Origin of the sequence: Bradyrhizobium sp. U531 (assembly GCF_051710265.1) — a bacterium.
Classification (GTDB): Bacteria; Pseudomonadota; Alphaproteobacteria; order Rhizobiales; family Xanthobacteraceae; genus Bradyrhizobium.
The window spans coordinates 1,806,882-1,825,828 of sequence record NZ_JASVEN010000001.1 but is presented as its reverse complement, the minus strand read 5'-3'; the positions used below and the strand labels follow the sequence as shown (position 1 = coordinate 1,825,828).

16 protein-coding genes are annotated in these 18,947 nt (G+C 66.1%); 7 read left to right on the top strand and 9 right to left on the bottom strand.

Translation table 11 applies throughout. From position 1 onward, the window contains the following. Positions 1-99: 99 nt before the first annotated feature. The 4 genes from QRQ56_RS09005 to QRQ56_RS08990 are packed head-to-tail and all read left to right on the top strand — an operon-like array spanning position 100 to position 4,029. Entirely contained in the window at positions 100-753 is a 654-nt protein-coding gene (locus tag QRQ56_RS09005; protein WP_438739183.1) for a tetratricopeptide repeat protein, read from the top strand. Between the two features lie 41 nt (positions 754-794). Further along, positions 795-1,343 (top strand): hypothetical protein, encoded by a 549-nt coding sequence (locus tag QRQ56_RS09000; protein ID WP_438739182.1) that lies wholly within the window; start codon positions 795-797, stop codon positions 1,341-1,343. A gap of 50 nt (positions 1,344-1,393) precedes the next feature. Next, positions 1,394-2,776, top strand: a complete 1,383-nt coding sequence (der, locus tag QRQ56_RS08995) for a ribosome biogenesis GTPase Der (protein WP_438739181.1) — start codon at positions 1,394-1,396, stop codon at positions 2,774-2,776. After that, entirely contained in the window at positions 2,773-4,029 is a 1,257-nt protein-coding gene (locus QRQ56_RS08990; protein ID WP_438739180.1) for a TCR/Tet family MFS transporter, read from the top strand. Before der ends, QRQ56_RS08990 begins: the two co-directional genes overlap by 4 nt. 93 nt (positions 4,030-4,122) lie before the next feature. Here QRQ56_RS08990 and QRQ56_RS08985 read toward each other — a convergent pair whose 3' ends face one another. The 6 genes from QRQ56_RS08985 to radA form a co-directional block, all read right to left on the bottom strand. Then, positions 4,123-5,352, bottom strand: coding sequence for an ABC transporter substrate-binding protein (locus QRQ56_RS08985; protein WP_438739179.1), 1,230 nt, complete (start codon positions 5,350-5,352; stop codon positions 4,123-4,125). A 167-nt stretch (positions 5,353-5,519) separates the two neighbouring features. Next, the gene (locus QRQ56_RS08980; RefSeq protein ID WP_438739178.1) at positions 5,520-6,665 is read right to left on the bottom strand and encodes a hypothetical protein; all 1,146 of its coding nucleotides are present in this window, start codon (positions 6,663-6,665) and stop codon (positions 5,520-5,522) included. Between the two features lie 90 nt (positions 6,666-6,755). Further along, entirely contained in the window at positions 6,756-7,499 is a 744-nt protein-coding gene (locus QRQ56_RS08975; protein ID WP_438739177.1) for an SDR family NAD(P)-dependent oxidoreductase, read from the bottom strand. Positions 7,500-7,657: 158 nt separating this feature from the next. After that, positions 7,658-9,181 (bottom strand): amidophosphoribosyltransferase, encoded by a 1,524-nt coding sequence (purF, locus tag QRQ56_RS08970; RefSeq protein WP_438739176.1) that lies wholly within the window; start codon positions 9,179-9,181, stop codon positions 7,658-7,660. A gap of 28 nt (positions 9,182-9,209) precedes the next feature. Then, complete coding sequence (locus QRQ56_RS08965) at positions 9,210-9,839, bottom strand: CvpA family protein (RefSeq protein ID WP_438740120.1); 630 nt, start codon at positions 9,837-9,839, stop codon at positions 9,210-9,212. Positions 9,840-10,006: 167 nt separating this feature from the next. Further along, a complete protein-coding gene (gene radA / locus QRQ56_RS08960) occupies positions 10,007-11,452 on the bottom strand; it encodes a DNA repair protein RadA (protein WP_438739175.1) in 1,446 nt (481 codons plus the stop codon). A 193-nt stretch (positions 11,453-11,645) separates the two neighbouring features. Between radA and QRQ56_RS08955 the strand changes: the two genes are divergently transcribed. Both QRQ56_RS08955 and QRQ56_RS08950 read left to right on the top strand, forming a co-directional pair. Further along, on the top strand, positions 11,646-12,794 hold the full coding sequence (locus QRQ56_RS08955; RefSeq protein WP_438739174.1) for an ABC transporter substrate-binding protein: 1,149 nt from the start codon (positions 11,646-11,648) through the stop codon (positions 12,792-12,794). Next, a complete protein-coding gene (locus QRQ56_RS08950) occupies positions 12,794-14,860 on the top strand; it encodes a putative bifunctional diguanylate cyclase/phosphodiesterase (RefSeq protein ID WP_438739173.1) in 2,067 nt (688 codons plus the stop codon). The genes QRQ56_RS08955 and QRQ56_RS08950 overlap by 1 nt, the downstream gene beginning before the upstream one ends. Before the next feature lie 11 nt (positions 14,861-14,871). Here the strand turns inward: QRQ56_RS08950 and QRQ56_RS08945 are convergent, their stop codons facing one another. The 3 genes from QRQ56_RS08945 to QRQ56_RS08935 all read right to left on the bottom strand — a co-directional run bounded on the left by QRQ56_RS08945 (position 14,872) and on the right by QRQ56_RS08935 (position 18,232). Next, a complete protein-coding gene (locus QRQ56_RS08945) occupies positions 14,872-15,597 on the bottom strand; it encodes a sulfite exporter TauE/SafE family protein (protein WP_438739172.1) in 726 nt (241 codons plus the stop codon). 77 nt (positions 15,598-15,674) lie between these two features. Next, entirely contained in the window at positions 15,675-17,927 is a 2,253-nt protein-coding gene (gene glgX / locus QRQ56_RS08940) for a glycogen debranching protein GlgX (RefSeq protein ID WP_438739171.1), read from the bottom strand. 23 nt (positions 17,928-17,950) lie between these two features. Continuing rightward, the gene (locus QRQ56_RS08935; protein ID WP_438739170.1) at positions 17,951-18,232 is read right to left on the bottom strand and encodes a hypothetical protein; all 282 of its coding nucleotides are present in this window, start codon (positions 18,230-18,232) and stop codon (positions 17,951-17,953) included. A 322-nt stretch (positions 18,233-18,554) separates the two neighbouring features. Between QRQ56_RS08935 and QRQ56_RS08930 the strand changes: the two genes are divergently transcribed. Next, complete coding sequence (locus QRQ56_RS08930) at positions 18,555-18,872, top strand: hypothetical protein (protein WP_438739169.1); 318 nt, start codon at positions 18,555-18,557, stop codon at positions 18,870-18,872. Positions 18,873-18,947 lie beyond the last annotated feature (75 nt).

Genomic DNA, 18,947 nt, shown 5'->3' with positions numbered 1-18,947 from the left:
GCGCCATATCATTAGGGTACCTCGCCGCGACGTGGGGGACGGGATTCCTGACGCGGACGCTTCGGCGCGCGCACCCGGACGGGCATGGGATTAGCATAAGTGTCTGAATTATTTGACGAAGTCGACGAGGAAGTACGTCGCGAACAGCTCAAGAAGCTGTGGGATAAGTATTCGATCTACTTCATCGCCCTGATGGTCCTGGTCGTCGCCGCCGTCGGTGGCTGGCGCGGATACCAATATCTGGAAGCCAAGAAGGCCGCAGAGGCCGGCGCCGCCTTCGAGAAGGCCGTGGAGCTGTCCGAGCAGGACAAGCACGCCGAGGCGGAGGCCGCCTTCACCGAGCTCGCCGCCAAGGCGCCGTCGGGCTATCGCACCCTGGCGCGGCTGCGCGCCGCGGCCGAAGCTGCCGCCCGCGATCCCAAGGCTGCCGCCAAGATGTATGACGACCTTGCTGCCGACCGCAGCGTGGGCGGCGAGTGGCAGGATCTGGCGAAGATCCGCGCGGCCGGCCTCGTGCTCGACAGCGCCAGCTATGCCGACATGCAGCAGCGGCTGGAGCCTTCCGCCGCGCCCAAGGCGACCTACCGGCACAGCGCCCGCGAAATGCTGGCGCTGTCCGCTTGGCGCAACAACGACATGACCGCGGCCCGCAAATGGCTCGACGCGATCGCGGAGGACGGCGAAACGCCGCCCGGCCTGCGCTCGCGCGCCGAGGCGCTCCAGGCCCTGTTGCCGCCCGTCGCCAAAAGCTGACCAGAGCTGACGACGGTCCTCAGACGTAAACGAGACACCAGATGCGCCGCACGCCACGCTTGATCGCAGCCGCCGTCCTGATCGCCTTCACGGGCGTCCTGGGCGGCTGCTCCAGCTTCGATCCAAGCGACATGCTCGACTTCCTCGACACCAAGAAGAAGCTGCCGGGCGACCGCAAGCCGGTCTTCCCGGAAGGCGTGCCGGGCCTCGAGCAGGGGGTGCCGAAGGACCTGTACAAGGGCGCGCAGCAACAGCCCGATCCGAATGCGCCGGCGGTGGCGGCTTTGCCCGCAGAGCCGGAGCCGGCCAAGCCGGCGAAGGGCGCCAAGGCGGCGAAGCGCACCAGGCAGCCTTCCGCGGCAGCCGTCGCCCCGGCGGAAGCACCGGCCGGCGAGGTCGATGGCGAGGCCCAGCCCGAGGCGGCACCGGCCCAGGCAGCCCCGCCGCCCAAGCACAAGATCGTCCGCAAGCGCACCACCGCGCCGCCGCCGGATCAGCCGGTCCAGCAGGCGCAACCGACCCAGACCACCCAGCAGCAATCGCAGGGTGCCTTCCCGGCGCCGATGCCGAGCGGCAGCTTCTCGCGCTAATCCTTTTCCTTTCATTGACAGGCGCAGCCCCGGCAGCGCACGAATGACCAATGTCCTTCACGATTGCCATCATCGGCCGGCCCAATGTCGGCAAATCGACGCTGTTCAACCGCCTGGTCGGACAGAAGCTCGCGCTCGTCGATGATTTGCCGGGCGTCACCCGCGACCGCCGCGAGGGCGAGGCCAGGCTCGGCGATCTCGAATTCACCATCATCGACACCGCCGGCCTCGACGAGGGCGCCAAGGGCTCGCTGACTGCGCGGATGCAGGAGCAGACCGAGGCCGCGATCGCGCAGGCCGACGCGCTGTTCTTCGTCATCGACGCGCGCGCCGGCCTGACGCCAAACGATCGCGCCTTCGCCGACTTTGCCCGCAAGGCCAACAAGCCGGTGCTGCTGGTCGCCAACAAGAGCGAGGGCAAGCACGGTGACGTGGGCGCGATGGAATCCTTCGCGCTTGGCCTCGGCGACCCCATCCAGATCTCGGCCGAGCATGGCGAGGGCATGGGCGAGCTCTACGACGCGCTGGCCAAGCTGATGCCGGAGCCCGTCGAAGAGGACGAGGTCGAGGACGACGAGCCGCTGACCGAGGAAGAGGCCGCGACGCGTCCGATCCGGGTGGCCATCGTCGGCCGGCCCAACGCCGGCAAGTCGACGCTGATCAATCATCTGCTCGGCGAGGAGCGTCTGCTGACCAGCCCGGAGGCTGGCACCACGCGCGACTCGATTGCCGTCGAGATCAACTGGAAGGGCCGCGAGTTTCGCGTGTTCGACACTGCCGGCCTGCGCCGGCGCTCGCGCATCGAGGAGAAGCTGGAGAAGCTCTCGGTCGCGGATGCGTTGCGCGCGGTGCGCTTCGCCGAGGTCGTCGTGATGATGATGGATTCGCAGAACCGCTTCGAGGAGCAGGATCTGCGCATCACCGATCTGATCGAGCGCGAGGGCCGCGCGGTCGTGCTCGCCGTCAACAAATGGGATTTGATGGAGACCAAGGGCGGCGGCGCGATCTCGACGTTGCGCCGCGATGCCGATCATTGGCTGCCGCAGATCAAGGGTGTGCCGATCGTCGCCGTCTCCGGCCTGATGGGCGAGGGTATCGATCGGCTGATGCAGGCGATCCAGGACGCCTACGCGCTCTGGAACAAACGCGTGTCGACTTCGGCACTGAACCGCTGGTTCGAGCAGGCGGTCCAGGCCAATCCACCGCCGGCCGTGTCCGGCCGCCGGTTGAAGCTCAATTACATCACGCAGACCAAGGCGAGGCCGCCGAGCTTCGTGCTGTTCTGCTCGCGCGCCGACGCGGTGCCGCAGTCCTATCTGCGCTACCTCATCAATTCCATGCGCGAGACGTTCGAGCTGCCGGGCACGCCGGTGCGCATCACCCTGCGCGAGAAGGCCAACCCGTTCGCGCACAAGCGCAAGCGTCCGTCGTGAGCGACGGCGCCGGCGAGGCGACGGCGCAGGCCGCTGCGCCGGTGCGGCGCGGCGCGGTCGCCTTCATCTTCGTCACTATCCTGCTCGACATGCTCGCGCTCGGCGTGATCATGCCGATCTTGCCGAAGCTGATCGAGAGCTTCGTCGACAACGACACCGCGCATGCGGCCCGCATCTTCGGGCTGTTCGGCACCGCCTGGGCGCTGATGCAGTTCGTGTTCTCGCCGTTGCTCGGCGCGCTGTCGGATCGTTTCGGACGGCGACCGGTGGTGCTGCTGTCGAATTTCGGTCTGGCCGCCGATTACGTGCTGATGGCGCTGGCGCCGTCGCTGGCCTGGCTGTTCGTCGGCCGCGTCGTCTCCGGCATCACCTCGGCCAGCATCTCGACCGCCTTTGCCTATATCGCCGACATCACGCCGCCGGAGCGGCGCGCGGCGGTCTTCGGCCGGATCGGCGCGGCGTTCGGCGCCGGCTTCGTGCTCGGTCCGGCACTCGGCGGCCTGCTCGGCGACATCGATCCGCGCCTGCCGTTCTGGGCCTCGGCCGGATTGAGTTTCGCCAACGCGCTCTATGGGCTGTTCGTGCTGCCGGAATCGCTGGCGCCGGACAAGCGCTCGCCGTTCCGCTGGCGAACGGCCAGTCCCCTTGGAGCGCTGCACCTGCTGCGCTCGAACGCGACGCTGGCCGCGTTGTCGGTCGTCAATTTCATCGCGCAGGTCGCACATGTGGTGCTGCCCTCGACCTTCGTGCTCTATGCGACCTATCGCTACGGCTGGGATTCCAAGACCGTGGGCCTGACGCTGGCGATGGTCGGCATCTGCGCCATGGTGGTGCAGGGGCTCGCGATCGGCCCCATCGTGCGCGTGATCGGCGAGCGCAACGCGCTGCTGCTCGGTCTATGTTGTGGCGCGCTCGGATTCGTGGTCCTCGGCGCCGCGCCGACCGGGCCGCTCTCCTGGATCGGGATACCCATTCTGGCGCTGTGGGGCATCTCCGGCGCCGCCTCGCAGGCGCTGATGACGCGGCTGGTCGCGCCCGATCAGCAAGGCCAGTTGCAGGGCGCGACCGCGAGCGTGCAGAGCGTCTCGCAGCTCGTCGGCCCGTTTTTGTTTACGCTGACGTTTTCATATTTCATCGGCGCCAGTGCACCGCTGCATCTGCCCGGCGCGCCGTTCCTGCTGGCGGCGGCGTTGATGGTGGTATGCGTAGGGATCGCCGTGCGGACGCTGGGTGGTGTCAAGCCGCTCTCGTAGGGCGGATTAGCGAAGCGTAATCCGCCATCTTCTTTTGCGTGAGAAGAAAGGCGGGTTACGCCTTGCGGCTAACCCGCCCCACTAATTTCGCGCTTACTTCTTCACCAGCGGGCACTCGCTGTCCTTGAGCGGCTTGGCGGCATCATCCGCCGAGATCGTCGCAACGAGCTTGTAATAGTCCCACGGGCCCTTCGACTCTTCGGGCTTCTTCACCTCGAACAGGTAGGCCGGAATGATGCGGCGGCCGTCCTCGCGCAGCGGACCCTTGCCGAACAACGGATCGTCGGTCGGGATCTCCTTCATCTTGGCGACGACCTTGGCGCCGTCATGCGGATTGCCGCCGAGAGCTTCGAGCGCCTTCAGGTAATGCAGGATGGCGGCGTAGTTGCCGGCCTGCGTCATCGACGGCATGGCCTTGTTGGTCGCCTTCTCCTGGAAGCGCTTCGAGAAGGCGCGCGTGCCTTCGTTGAGGTCCCAGTAGAACGATTCCGTGAAGGTCAGGCCGTGCGCGGTCTTCAGACCGAGCGAGTGCACGTCGTTGATGAACAGCAGGAGCGCGGCGAGCTTCTGGCCGCCCTCGACGATGCCAAATTCGGCGGCCTGCTTGATCGAGTTGGTGGTGTCGCCGCCGGCATTGGCAAGGCCGACGATCTTCGCCTTCGAGTTCTGCGCCTGCAGCAGGAAGGAGGAGAAGTCCGAGGTGTTGAGCGGATGCTTGACACCGCCGAGCACCTTGCCGCCGTTCGCGGTGACGACCGCGCTGGTGTCTCGCTCAAGCGCCGCGCCGAAGGCGTAGTCGGCGGTCAGGAAGAACCAGCTGTCACCGCCGGCCTTGGTCAGCGCCTTGCCGGTGCCGTTGGCGAGCATGTAGGTGTCGTAGGTGTAGGAGATGGTGTTGGCGTTGCAGGCCTTGCCGGTGAGGTCGGCGCTGGCGCCGCCATTGTTGAGCAGGACGACGTTCTTCTCCTTGGCGACGTTGCTGACGGCCAGGGCCACGCCGGAATTCGGTGTGTCGGCGATCACGTCGACCTTCTGGGTGTCGACCCATTGCCGGGCAATGTTGACACCAACGTCGGGCTTGTTCTGGTGGTCGCCGCTGATGACCTCGATGGTCCAGCCCTTGGCCGCCAGGCCGGAATCCTCCACCGCCATCTTCACTGCCACGACCGCGTTCGGGCCGCCGATGTCGGCATAGAGGCTCGACATGTCGTTGAGCACGCCGATCTTGACGGTCTTGTCCTGCGCGGACGCGGATGTTGCAAAACCGAAGGCGGCGGCACAGGCCAGAAGGGCCGCGGAGCGGCGCGCGAACGTCATCGTCATAAAAGGTTTCCTCCATTGTCAAATATGCGGACGGCTATCTTGCGGAGCCTTGTTCCGGCTGATGGCTCTAGCCTGTCCCAGGGCCGGCGGCAATGCGCCTAAAGCCGGATGACGCTGCGTCGTTGCGTCATCCGTCGGTTAACTTTTGGGCAAAATGCGTTGAGACGCTATTTGAGCGCGTCCGATGTCAGATTGAATTTCTGGATGCGCTTTCCGGTGTCGACCTCGGCGGTATAAACGTTGCCCTTGGCGTCGATCGCCATGGCGTGCACCCAGTGGAATTGCCCGGCATTGCGGCCGTTGTGCCCGAAGCTGCCGACCACGCTGCCGTCCTCGCGCTTGATCACCCGGATCTCGTTGTTCTCGCCGTCGGCGCTGAGCAAATAGGTCTGCTTCGGATCGGGCCAGATCGCGATGTCCCACACCGCGCCGTTGCCGAGCGTGTTCTTCTCGAAGAAGAACTCCTTCACGAAGCTGCCGTCCTTCTTGAACACCTGGATTCGGTTGTTGATGCGGTCGCAGACATAGACGAGGCCGTCATTGGCGAGCTTCACGCAGTGGACGGGATTGCCGAATTGCTGCGCCACTGGCGCCTTGGGATCGTAAGGCGCCTGCTTGGCGTCATCGGGCTTGTTGCCATAGGCGCCCCAATGCCGCTTGTAGGCGAGCGTGGTCGCATCGAACACGATGACGCGGCGGTTGCCGTAGCCGTCGGCGACGTAGATCTCGTTGGCCTCCTTGTCGATCGCGGTCTCGGCGGGCTTGCCGAGCTGCGTCGTGTCGTTGCTGCCGAGGCTCGGCGCGATCTTGCCGATCTGGGCGACGAACTTGCCGTCGAGCGAGAATTTCAGGATGGCGTTGTCGTTGTCGGCATTGCCGCCGACCCAGACGAAGCCGCGTTCGTCGACCTCGATGCCGTGCTCGCGGCCGACCCATTCATAGCCCTGGCCGGGACCGCCCCAAGACCGCAGCAGATTGCCCTCAGTGTCGAATTCGAGAACGGGTGGCGCCGACACGCAGCACTTCGAGCGCGGCGGGGTGAGGCTTGCACCTTTCTCGTCGTCGGTGAGCGAGCGCGGGCGATGGATCACCCAGATGTGGCCCTGCCCATCGACGGTGATGCCGCCGACTTGGCCGAGGATCCAGTTGTTGGGAAGCGGCTTCGGCCAGGAGGCATCGACCGCGAAGGTCGGGATGTCGCCGGCGCTCGCCGTGCCCGGGAGCACGAATGCGACGGCTGCGATCAGGATGGAGAAGGCATGAGAAATTTTTGCGAGCGCACGCGAAAACCCTGCGCGATGCCATGACGCCATGGCGACCTCCCTTTTTTGGCTTGCGGCTTGCTGCCGCTTGAGCACGGGCAGTCAATCGCGGGGAGGTGCGCGAGTCAATCAGACCATCAATCAGGCCGGCGAGCGGAAGCTCATCAGCGTGCGGGTCTTGTAGTCGTAGAACTTGCCGGTCTCGGTCCAGTCGGGCGCGCACATCGGCACGATGAGTTCGGCGACCTGCTCAGCGGTGTCGAGCGTCGCCGGATCCTCGCCCGGCATCAGCGTGGCGCGCATCCGGGTGCGGACCGGGCCCGGGTTGAACAAATTGACGCGCAGCTTCGTGTTCGCCGTCTCTTGCGCCCAGGCGCGCGCCAGTGTCTCCAGCGCAGCCTTGGACGCCGCGTAGGGGCTGACATAGGCGGTCGCCTTGTTGGCGGCGCCCGAGGTGATGAACACGGCGCGGCCGGCATCGGATTGCTTGAGCAGCGGCTCCATGCAGCGGATCAGCTGGAAGTTCGCGGAGACGTTGACGGCCATCACGTCGGTGAAAGCCTTCAGCTCGATATGGCCGATCGGCGAGGAGGGGCCGAGCACGCCGGCATTGCCGACGAGGATGTCGAGCTTGCCGTAGCGCTCGTGCAGGCCGGCGCCGAGCCGCGCGATGCCGTCGGAATCGGTGAGGTTGAGCGGCACCAGGGTCGCGCCGCTGTCGCCGACCTTCCGGATCTCGTCGTCGAGCTCTTCCAGCCCGCCTTGCGTGCGCGCGGTGGCAACGATATGCGCGCCGGCCTTGGCGAGGGCAATGGCCGTGGCGAAGCCGATGCCGCGCGAGGCGCCAGTGACGAGAGCGATGCGGTCAGCGAGGGGTTTTGTCATGGCGGGGTTTTACAGGCGTGGATGGCCGGGACAAGCCCCCGCGTGGTCGTCATTCCGGGGCGGTCCGCAGGACCGAACCCGGAATCCAGAGGTTCGAGGCAATACATCGAGATCCCGGGTTCGATGCTTCGCATCGCCCCGGGATGACGGCTTCGCCGTCAGCTCGCCTCCGCCAGCAGCGACAGCTGGCGCGGCTGCTGCTCGGTCTGGGTCTGGTCGGTGAGGTGGGTCGGATAGGCCCCGGTAAAGCAGTGATCCGAGAATTTCGGATTGGCGGGGTCGCGGCCGGGCTCGCCCATGGCGCGATACATGCCGTCGATCGACAGGAAGGCGAGCGAGTCGGCGCCGATGATCTCGCGCATCTCCTCCAGCGAATGCGTCGCCGCGAGAAGACCGCCGCGATCCGGCAGGTCGATGCCGTAATAGTCGGGATAGAGGATCGGGGGCGAGGCGAGACGGAAGTGCACTTCCTTGGCGCCGGCATCGCGCATCATGCGCACGATCTTCTTCGAGGTGGTGCCGCGCACCAGCGAGTCGTCGATCAGGATGATGCGCTTGCCTTCGATCGCGGCGCGGTTGGCCGAGTGCTTCATGCGCACGCCGGATTCGCGGATCGCCTGGGTCGGCTGAATGAAGGTGCGGCCGACATAATGGTTGCGGATGATGCCGAGCTCGAACGGTACGCCGGAATGCTGGCTGTAGCCGATCGCGGCAGGCACGCCGGAATCCGGCACCGGAACGACGACGTCGATCGGCACGTGGCTCTCTCGCGCGAGCTGCGCGCCGAAGGCCTTGCGGACTTCGTAGACCGAACGGCCGTGCACGATGGAATCCGGCCGGGAGAAGTAGATGTATTCGAAGATGCAGGGACGCGGCGCCATCGGCGGGAACGGCTTGTGGATGTCCTGGCCCTTCTCGTCGAACACGATGACTTCACCGGGTTCGATGTCGCGGACGAAGCGCGCGCCGATGATGTCGAGTGCGCAGGTCTCCGACGTCAGGATCGGGCAGCCGTCGAGCTCGCCGAGCACGAGGGGACGGATGCCGCGCGGATCGCGCGCGCCGACCAGCTTCTTGTTGGTCAGCGAGACCAGCGCATAGGCGCCTTCGATCTCGCGTAGCGCGTCGACGTAACGCTCGATGAAGCGGCTGCGCCTGGAGCGCGCGACCAGATGCAGGATCACCTCGGTGTCGGTGGTCGACTGCATCATCGCGCCGTTCTTCACGAGCTCGCGGCGCAGCGTCAGGCCGTTGGTCAGGTTGCCGTTGTGGGCGACCGCAAGGCCGCCGGCATTGAGCTCGGCGAACAGCGGCTGCACGTTGCGCAGGATGGTTGCGCCGGTGGTGGAATAGCGGACATGGCCCACGGCCATGTTGCCGGGCAGGCGGTCGATCACCTCGCGGCGGGAGAAGGTGTCGCCGACGAGGCCGAGGCGGCGTTCCGAATGAAAGCGGCTGCCGTCGTAGGAGACGATGCCGGCGGCCTCCTGGCCGCGGTGCTGCAGGGCGTGCAGGCCGAGCGCGGTGATGGCGGCCGCGTCAGGGTGGCCGTAGATGCCGAAGACGCCGCATTCCTCGCGCAGCGTATCCCCTTCCAGATCGTCCTGAACCTCTAGCGCGGCCGGACCCGGGCCGGCGTTTGGATCGAGATCAAATTGGGCGTCCTGGTCAGGGTGTCGCATCTCGTCCGCGCCTCTCTTTAGGGCTCAATCAACGCGCCGCAGGTTTCTCGATCAGCTTCTTCAGGCTGTCACGAGCAGGTTTGCTGTATCCGTCGGCAGTGCCCGAAGGCTGCTGCTCGGAATCAGCTTGATCATCATCTGGTTTGTTTTTCTTGAATCTCTTCAAGATGGTGTTCTCGGGGTCGTCAGGCAAGAGGGCCATCAGCCAATCCCCGGTTCCCTGCAGCACCACGCGGGATTTCGCCCCCGTGACCCAGTCCGGGCGCTGCTTGTCGGGCACCAGCCAGGTGAAGAACAGGAACGCGACCACGACGATCAAGAGCCCGCGAGCAAGGCCGAACAGGAACCCGAGGGTGCGGTCCAGCGCGCCGATGCGCGAATCCAGGATCATGTCGGAGATCCGGACCGTGATTACGGAAACCACGACCAGGGTGCCGACGAACACGCCCGCGACGACGACGACGCTCGCGACCGTGTCGTTGTTGAAATAGGTCTTGGCGGTCGGAAGCAGCTTCGAGAACGAGTACAGCGTCACGATCGCCGCGGCGCCCCAGGCTGCGATCGAGAGGATTTCGCGCATGAAGCCGCGGACCATGGCAAGCAGGCCCGAGATCAGCATCACACCGAGCAGGATCAGGTCGAGGATGGTTACTGGCATCGGCTGGTCTGGTCCGCTCGTACTCTCAAAGGCGCTCAGCGAATCGGTGCTTGGCCGCTGCCCTAAAAGAGGGGCAGACGGCGTTCCCGGCAAGGCCGCAACCACGCAATCCCATGCTGCTTTTGTGACGGCTGTATAGTGGAGAGGGCCTCCGGCGTCACCTCCACCTAGCCCTCTCCGCGGCGGAATCTTGCCGGTGTGGCATTTTTCTCGGCCGGCGCGTTGGATTCGCCCCGTCGCGAGCCGCGCGCGGCGATCTCGGCCACCAAAGTGGTCAGGCTGTTGATCGCATTCAGCGACAATCCGGCATCGCCGCCGGGCTCGCCCCGGGCCGATTCGGGCAGCACGGCGCGCTGGAAGCCGAGTTTTGCCGCTTCCTTCAGCCGGGCCGGGGTCTGGGCCACCGGTCGTACCACGCCGGACAGCGAGATCTCGCCGAAATAGACCGCATCGGTCGGCAATTGCGCATTAACCAAGGATGATACCAGGGCCGCGGCGGCGGCGAGGTCGGCCGCCGGCTCGTGGATGCGCAGGCCACCGGCGACGTTCAGGTAGACGTCGTGGCCTGACAGCTTGACCCCGCAATGGGCCTCCAGCACCGCCAGCACCATCGAGAGCCGGCTCGGGTCCCAGCCGACCACCGCACGCCGTGGTGTGCCGAGCGAGGTCGGCGCCACCAGCGCCTGCAATTCGACCAGAACGGGCCGTGTGCCCTCGATACCCGCAAAGACTGCGGTGCCGGGCGTGCCGAGATCGCGCTCGGACAGGAACAGCTCCGAGGGGTTGGTGACCTCGCGGAGGCCGAGCCCTGTCATCTCGAACACGCCGATCTCGTCGGTCGGACCGAAGCGGTTCTTTACCGCGCGCAGGATGCGGAATTGCTGCGAGCCTTCGCCCTCGAAGGACATCACGGCGTCGACCATGTGCTCGACCACGCGGGGGCCCGCGATCTGGCCGTCCTTGGTGACATGGCCGACCAGGATAATGGCCGCGCCGGTCTTCTTGGCAAAGCGGATCAGCGCCTGCGCCGACGCGCGCACCTGGGTCACCGTGCCGGGCGCCGATTCCACGGTGTCGGTCCACATGGTCTGGATCGAGTCGATCACGATGAGGCGCGGGACCGCGCCCTCCGACAGCGTTGAGACGATGTCCTCGACCGAGGTCTCGGCGGCGAGCTGCACCGGTGCATCTGACAGGCCGAGCCGCTCGGCGCGCAGCCGCACCTGCGCGACCGCCTCTTCGCCGGAGATGTAGACGATGCGGTGGCCCGCGCGCGCCAGCAGGCTGGTGGCCTGCGTCAGCAGCGTCGACTTGCCGATGCCGGGATCGCCGCCGACCAACAGCACCGAGCCGCGGACGAAGCCGCCGCCGGTGACGCGGTCGAGCTCGGCCATCCCCGAGGACAGCCGCGGCGCGTCCGGGCTCTTGCCGGACAGGCTCTCCAGCGCGAAGGTCCGTCCCTTGCGCTTGGAGCGGATCGAGACCGGCACGCTGCCAGTGGCGTCTTCTTCCGCGAGCGTATTCCACTCGCCGCAGGACTCGCACTTGCCCTGCCAGCGGTTATAGGCCGCGCCGCAGTTCTGGCAGACGAAGGAAAGCGTGTTCTTGGCCATGGGGATGATGAGTCGCGGTTTCAGCTCGCTGATAGCACGGAACGGCGGGGGTGATCGAAGGCGCTTCGAATAGCTCAATTTACCGCGACAGATATACCTTTCATTAGCTCTATGCCGCTGTCGCCGGGTGGATTTTGCGAAGTGTTAGCGGACGCGGGTCCAATTTTGGAACCATCAGGGGCGGCGAAGAGAAATGACGAGATTCCAGCGAATATTGCTCGCTGCGGGCATGGCCTGCGGCGTTTTCGCGTCCGCCGGCCCGATCCTTGCCAAGCCCCTCGACATCGTCTTCGTCAATCCCGGCAAGACCGGCGAGGTCTATTGGGACATGGTCGCGCAGACCATGCAGGCGGCCGGCCGCCAGCTCGACGCCCATGTCGAGGTGCTCACCAGCGAACGCAACTACCGCACCATGCAGGAGCTCGGCTTCGGCGTGGTGGCGCGCCGCGACAAGCCCGATTTCCTGATCCTGTCGAACGAGGAATCCGCCGCCGTTCCGATCCTGGAGGCGGCCGAGGCTGCGGGCGTCAAGACGCTGCTGCTCTCGAACACGCTGATCGGCGAGGATGCGGTGCGGCTCGGGGCCCCGCGTCAGAAGCTCAAGACCTGGCTCGGCGACATCACGACCGATCTGCAGACCGCGGGCGCGCGGATGGCGAACGCGCTGATCACGGCGGCGCGCGCCGAGAAATGGCAGAGCGCGGACGGCAAGATCCACATTCTCGGCATCGGCGGCGACGAGATCACGCCCGCGTCGATCGCGCGCAACGCTGGCCTCAAGCTCGCCGTGGATGCTGCGCCCGACGTCGTGGTGGACCGCCTGCTGTTTGCCAACTGGACGCAGTCGGAGGCCGAGCAGGTCACCACGAATTATCTGGGCTGGGCCTCGCGCAAGGAGATCCGCCCCGCCGGCATCTGGGCCGGAAACGATCCGATGGCGCTCGGCGCGCTGCGTGCGGTGGTCGCCGCCGGCATCGTGCCCGGCCGCGACATCCAGCTGGTCGGCCTCAACTGGTCGGAGGACGCGCTGCGCGAGATCAGGGAAGGGCGCCTGCTGCTGACCGACGGCGGGCATTTCCTGCTCGGCGGCTGGTCGATCGTCCTGCTGCGCGACTATGCCGATGGCTGCGATTTCGCGGCGGCTTCACCCCGGGTCGCGGTCAAGACGTCCGCGATCACCCGCCAGAATCTCGGCTCGGTCGGCGACCTCATCAAGACGCGTGCGTTCGACCGGATCGACTTCACGCGCTTCAGGGCGAAGGCCGGGCGCTGCGGTCACTACGACTTTTCGCTCGACGCGCTGATTTCGTCCCTGCCGCTTCCGGAAGGCGCCGCCGACTGATGCGCAAGAATGAGGCGATGACAGATCCTGAACGCAACGCGCCGGCCACGCCGCAGCGCCCGCGCTCGGTCGTTCGCGCCATGATCTGGGCGACCGTGCCCGTTCTGCTGCTGGTGCAATTGCTCGCCTCCGCCGGCGTCGAGGCATCGAGCTTCTGGTCGCAGATCAAGCAGCTCGACGCCCGCATGGCCCGCGTCGCCGAGAGCCGGGCCGAGCTGATCGCCGAGCCGCTCTGGAAGATGCGCTACGACCAGGTCACGGGCGTGCTCAACGAGATCATGCACGACGAGACCATTGCGGCGGCGGCCGTCTATGACGACACGGGCGCCGCGATCGCCCGCGTGGTGGCGCGCTCCGAGAGCCCGTCGATCGCCGAGGTCTCGCGCCCGATCCACTACAGCAACGGCAACATGGCCGTTCAGGCCGGGCGCATCTCGATCGCTTATTCCCACGCGGCGCTTTATGCGGACGCGGGCAGCCGGCTGGTGCTGCTGCTGGTGGTCGGCCTGCTCGCGACCTTTGCGACCCTGATCGCCATTCGGATCTCCGCCAACGTCTTCATCGGCCGGCCGCTCGCGGTCATGATGTCGGCGATCCAGCGCAGCAAGCAGGACGGCCGGGCCTATCCCGCCGATGTCAATTCCTCGAACGAGTTCGGCCAGCTCGCGCGCGCCTTCAACGCCATGCAGCACACGACGTCCGGCGCGCTCGACCGGCTCGGGCACATGGCCGCGCACGATCCGCTCACCGGGCTGCCCAACCGGCGCTCCCTGACCGAGCGCCTCGCCGTGGCGAGCCGCGACGGCGGGCGGCCGGATGCACTGGTGGCGTTCTGCTTCATCGATCTCGACGATTTCAAGGGCATCAACGACACCTTTGGCCACGAGGCCGGCGACGCGCTTCTGGTCCAGATTTCCCGGCGTCTTCGTGGCGCGGTCGAAGCCGAGGATTGGGTCGCCCGGCTCGGCGGCGACGAATTCGTCGTCATCCGCCCGGAAGTGAGCAACGAAACCTCGGCGCACGCCTTCGCCCAGCAGGTGCTGGCCGCCATCTCCGAGCCGATCCACCTACACGACAAGCAGGTCGTGCCGCGTGCCAGCATCGGCCTTGCCGTGCGCCGCGCCGACGATCCGGAGCTGTCGCATCTGCCGACGCTCGCCGACATCGCGCTCTATCACGCCAAGAGCAAGGCGCCCGGCACGGTCGCCGTGCTGGACGAAGAGCTGCAGCGCGACTACCGCCGCCGTAGGGATCTCGAGCTCGCCATTCCCGCAGGCTTTGCCGAGGGACAGTTCGAGGTCTGGTACCAGAGCCAGGTCGATCTCGATAGCCAGGAGGTCATTGGCCTCGAAGCGCTGATCCGCTGGCGCCATCCCGAGCATGGCGTCATCGGTCCGGCCGAATTCCTGCCGCTGATCGAGCGCAGCGGCAACAATGCGCGGCTGACCCGCTACGTGCTGACCGATGCCTGCTGGGCGCTGCAACGACTGGCCGCCGCCGGCAGGCCGCAGATCCGGATCGCGATCAACCTGCCGCCGTCCGAGCTCGCCGACCATTCGCTGGCCGCCGAGCTGCGCGCGACCTGCGCACGCTTCGACGTTTCGGCCTCGCTGCTGGAGCTCGAGATCACCGAGGGCTCGCTGATCAACAACATCGCCAGCGCCTCCGCGACGCTGCAACGTCTGCGCCGCCTGGGTGCCACGATCGCGCTCGACGATTTCGGAACCGGCTACTCTTCGCTCGCGCACCTCCGGCGCTTTCCGCTCGACAAGGTCAAGATCGACAAGGCGTTCATCAGCGAGATTCCCGATAGCGCCGAAGACAAGGCCATCGTCGGCGTGATCGCATCGCTGGCCGGCACGCTCGGGCTTACGCTCGTTGCCGAAGGCATCGAGCGGGCGGAGCAGGCGGCGGCCATGCGCGAGATGGGTGTGAGGTTCGGGCAGGGCTATTTCTATCAGCGCCCGCAGCCGCTCGATGCGGTGCTGGAATGGCTCAAGGGACGGCCGGTGCTCGAGAGCCGCGTCGTCGCCGACAGCCCCTCGATCGCCCCCGAACTCGTCTGATCGCGGCGGCCTCAGGGCTGCGTCGCGTTCCACAGCATCGAGAGCCCCGCCGCGATCATGATGCCGTCCATCAGCAGGCGGAACATGTCCGGCTTCAGGTGCAGGACGAAGCGCTTGGCGATGAAGGCGCCCGACATCAGCGAGGCGCCCGCGATCAGGCCCTTCATGAAGACCTCGCCGGTCAACGCGCCGAAACGCTCGAACGTCACCGACTTCGCGAAATAGAGCCCGAGCGAGCTTGCGGCTTCGGTCGCGAGGAAAGCGCCCCTCGACAGACCGTAGAACAGGAACAGCGGCACGCTGAGCGGGCCGGTCGAGACCACGATGCCGGTGAGATAGCCGATGACCGCGCCGCCGACGGCCAGATGCCAGAGATTGGCCTTGAGGTCGTGCCGCGCCAGCCAGTGCCGCGCCGGCACCATCGCGATCAGGAAGATGCCGATGGCGAGATCCACGGCATGCGAGGGCAGCGCCAGCAGCGTGCGCGCGCCCAGCACCGCGGCCGGAATCCCCGTGACCGAATAGGCCGCGCAGGCCCGCCAGTCGACCTCGCGCCACCAGGCCAGGATGCGAGAGAAATTCGCCATCACGGATGCCACCGCCATGATCGGCACGGCTTCCTTCGGCCCATAGGCGTAGACCAGCACCGGCATCAGCATGATCGACGAGCCGGTGCCGACGATGCCTGAGATGGTGCCGGCGACGAGGCCGACGGCAAGGACGAACAGAAAGGCCAAGGGAAGCGCTCCGGGAATCGGAGCAGTTTAGCCGGAGCAGCCGGAGAGGGCGATGCCGGCCGCGCCCTGTTATCGTCCTAGGGGCTCGAACTCCAGCCGGGCAGCGGCGCCTCCACGATATCCAGCAGGGCCCCGAGGCCGTGTCGCAGACGACGCGTGGCCGCATTCTCGGTGGCAAGGCCAAAGACGACGAGCGATCGTCCCGTCACCTCGTAAGCGTGGCCGAACTCGAACGCAGGCATCTGGATGTCCGGCTGGTTGGTATCGATCAGCCCCAGCCAGCGGCTGCCGTCGGTGACGGGCGGCAGCGTGAAGTTCACGACGTCGTAATGGGCGTTGTAGACCAGGAGCATCGTCGCATCCGAGCCGCGGCGCTTGATGCCGGTCTCCTGGGCGCGCCCGTCGAGCAGCATGCCAAAACACTTGGCGTTGCCGTCCTGCCATTGCTCGCTGGTCATCTCGTCGCCGGAGGGCGAGAGCCAGGTCACGTCCTTGACGTCGAGCTCTTCATTGTGCGAGCCGACCAGGAACCGGCTGCGATAGAGGATCGGAAAGGCCTTGCGCGTCGCGATCAGCTTGCGCGTGAATTCACGAAGGTTGCGGCCGTTGGCCGTGATGCCCATCCAATCCAGCCAGGCGGTCTCGTTGTCCTGGGCATAGGCATTGTTGTTGCCGTTCTGGGTGTGCCCGAACTCGTCGCCCGCCAGCAGCATCGGCGTGCCGTGGGACAGCAGCATCGTCGCGAGCAGGTTTCGCTTCTGGCGTTCGCGCAGCGCGATGATTTCGGGATCGTCCGTCGGTCCTTCGGCCCCGCAATTCCAGGAATGGTTGTTGCTGTGGCCGTCGCGATTGTCCTCCCCGTTCGCCTCGTTGTGCTTGTCGTTATATGAGACGAGGTCGTTGAGGTTGAAGCCGTCATGTGCGGTGACGAAGTTGACGCTGGCCCATGGCCGGCGGCCGCGCTTGTTGAAGAGATCACCGGAGCCCGAAACGCGCTTGGCAAAGTCCGCAATCGATCCCTCGTCTCCCTTCCAAAAGGCGCGGACCGTGTCCCTGAACTTGTCGTTCCATTCGGCCCATCCGGGCGGGAACTGGCCGACCTGGTAACCGCCGGGCCCGATATCCCAGGGCTCCGCGATCAGCTTGACGCTGGACAGCACCGGATCCTGACGGCAGGCGTCGAGGAAGCCGCCGCCTTCGTCGAAGCCATAGGGCTCGCGCGCAAGGATGGTGGCGAGGTCGAAGCGGAAGCCGTCGACGCGCATGTCGGTTGCCCAATAGCGCAGGGAATCCGCAACCAGCTGCAGCACGCGCGGATGGGAGAGATTCACCGTGTTTCCGGTGCCGGTATCGTTGATGTAGTAGCGCTTCTTGTCCGGCAGCAGGCGGTAATAGCTGGCGTTGTCGATGCCCTTGAACGACAGGGTCGGGCCGAGCTCGTTGCCTTCGGCGGTGTGATTGTAGACGACGTCCAGGATGATCTCGATGCCGTGGGCGTGGAACTGGTTGACCATTTCCTTGAATTCGTTCGCGAACGGCGTCTTCAGGTAACGCGGCTCCGGCGCGAAGAAGGCGAGGGAGTTGTAGCCCCAGTAATTGCGCAGGCCTTTCTCGACCAGATAGCTGTCGTCGACGAAAGCATGGATCGGCAGCAGCTCCGCGCTGGTGATCCCGAGCGAGCGCAGATAGGCGGGGATCTCCGCATGCGCGAGGCCTGAGAACGTGCCGCGATCTGCCTCAGGCACCAGCGGATGCAGCTGGGTAAATCCCTTGACGTGCGTCTCGTAGACGATCGTCCGCTCCCAAGGCACTTCGGGCTTGCGCGCCGCGCCCCAGGTGAAGGCGGGGTCGATGACGCGGCACTTCTGCATGAGGGGCGCGCTGTCGCGCTCGTCATAGGAGAGGTCCTTGTCGGCATGATCGAGCTGGTAGCCGAACAGCTCCGGTCCCCAGCGCAATTGCCCGATCAACTGCTTGGCATAGGGGTCGAGCAAGAGCTTGTTGGGATTGAAGCGGTGTCCGGCGTCGGGCTCGTAGGGACCGTGGACGCGATAGCCGTAGACGGTGCCGGGCCGGGCCGACGGCAGATAGCCGTGCCAGACTTCGTCGGTGTATTCCGGCAGCTCGACGCGCTCGAGCTCGGTCTCGCCATCATCGTCGAACAGGCAGAGCTCGACCTTGGTGGCGTGGGCCGAGAACAATGCGAAATTGACGCCAAGTCCGTCCCAGGTGGCACCGAGCGGAAACGGCTTCCCCTCCGTGATCCGCGAACGGCGCAGGCTCGACGCCGCCCGTGTCAGGACGTCGTCCGATGACGTTTTTTGGTCCATGTCTGCCCCCAATGACAGTCCGGTCAGGATGTCGGCGCTATTGCCGGTAATTCGGTCGCGGCCTGCTCGGCGGCTGTTGCCGAGGCGATCACGGCCGCGGGAGGCACATCGACCGGCTTAGGCAGCACCGTGGCGCGCTGCTTGGCGGCTTCCTTGCTGATCGCGGAGATGGAATTGCCGATGCGCCCGACGATCGCGGTCAGCTCGGCATCGGAGAGACCCAGGCGTTTTCTGACGAGCCGCGTCTGGGCACGGTCGGCGAGATCAAGCTTGTTGCGGATCGGTTTCGGTATCGAGCGGCGCATGGCGGCAACTCCTGTGTGTGGTGGTAACCGTCGCTCGATGAGTCGGTTCCAGCGGGCGGCAAATCCCGTCAGCACGCCCTGACCGCGTTCATCGCCAGACCGGCTGAAGGCATGGGTCCTGATCGCGTCTTCGCCGGCAGGGATTGCGAGCACGCCGAGCTCCGGTGTCTGCCGAAGTCCCGGTCACGGGAGTGCCCACCCCAAGGGCCTTGGTTAATGGCCGGTGCCGCAGGCCCGCCCAATCCGACCGGTTCCACGGCCGTATCCTTAGAATTTGAAGCGTATTGATCGCAGCGTTCACTCAAAGAACTTGGGGTCCGCAATGCCCGACCATCACTCTTTCTCCGCGCTCGACCGCCATGCGGTGCTCAGCGGATCCGACAATGGCTTTCCCTGGGTTGCCGGCGCGATGCTTGCCGTCGAGGCGAGCGAAGTGGTGCGGCTGCGCTGCGAAAAGCTCAGCCATGGCGACGAGGCGGCCGGGCAGGAAGTGATGCTGATGGTCAGCGAGAAGATCGCCGCCGCCTTCGAGGCGACCGTGAACCTGCTTGCTGGCGCGACGCCCGCGGCCATCATCCAGCGCTATCGTGAGCATGTCGCTGCCAACGCCAAGCGGCTGTCGCCGCACGAGGCGCCCTGAGCTCATGCGCTGCTGACAGCATGTTGGCAGCAGCGGCCGGCTACGACCATCTCCTGACAAACGGGGAGAGCGGGT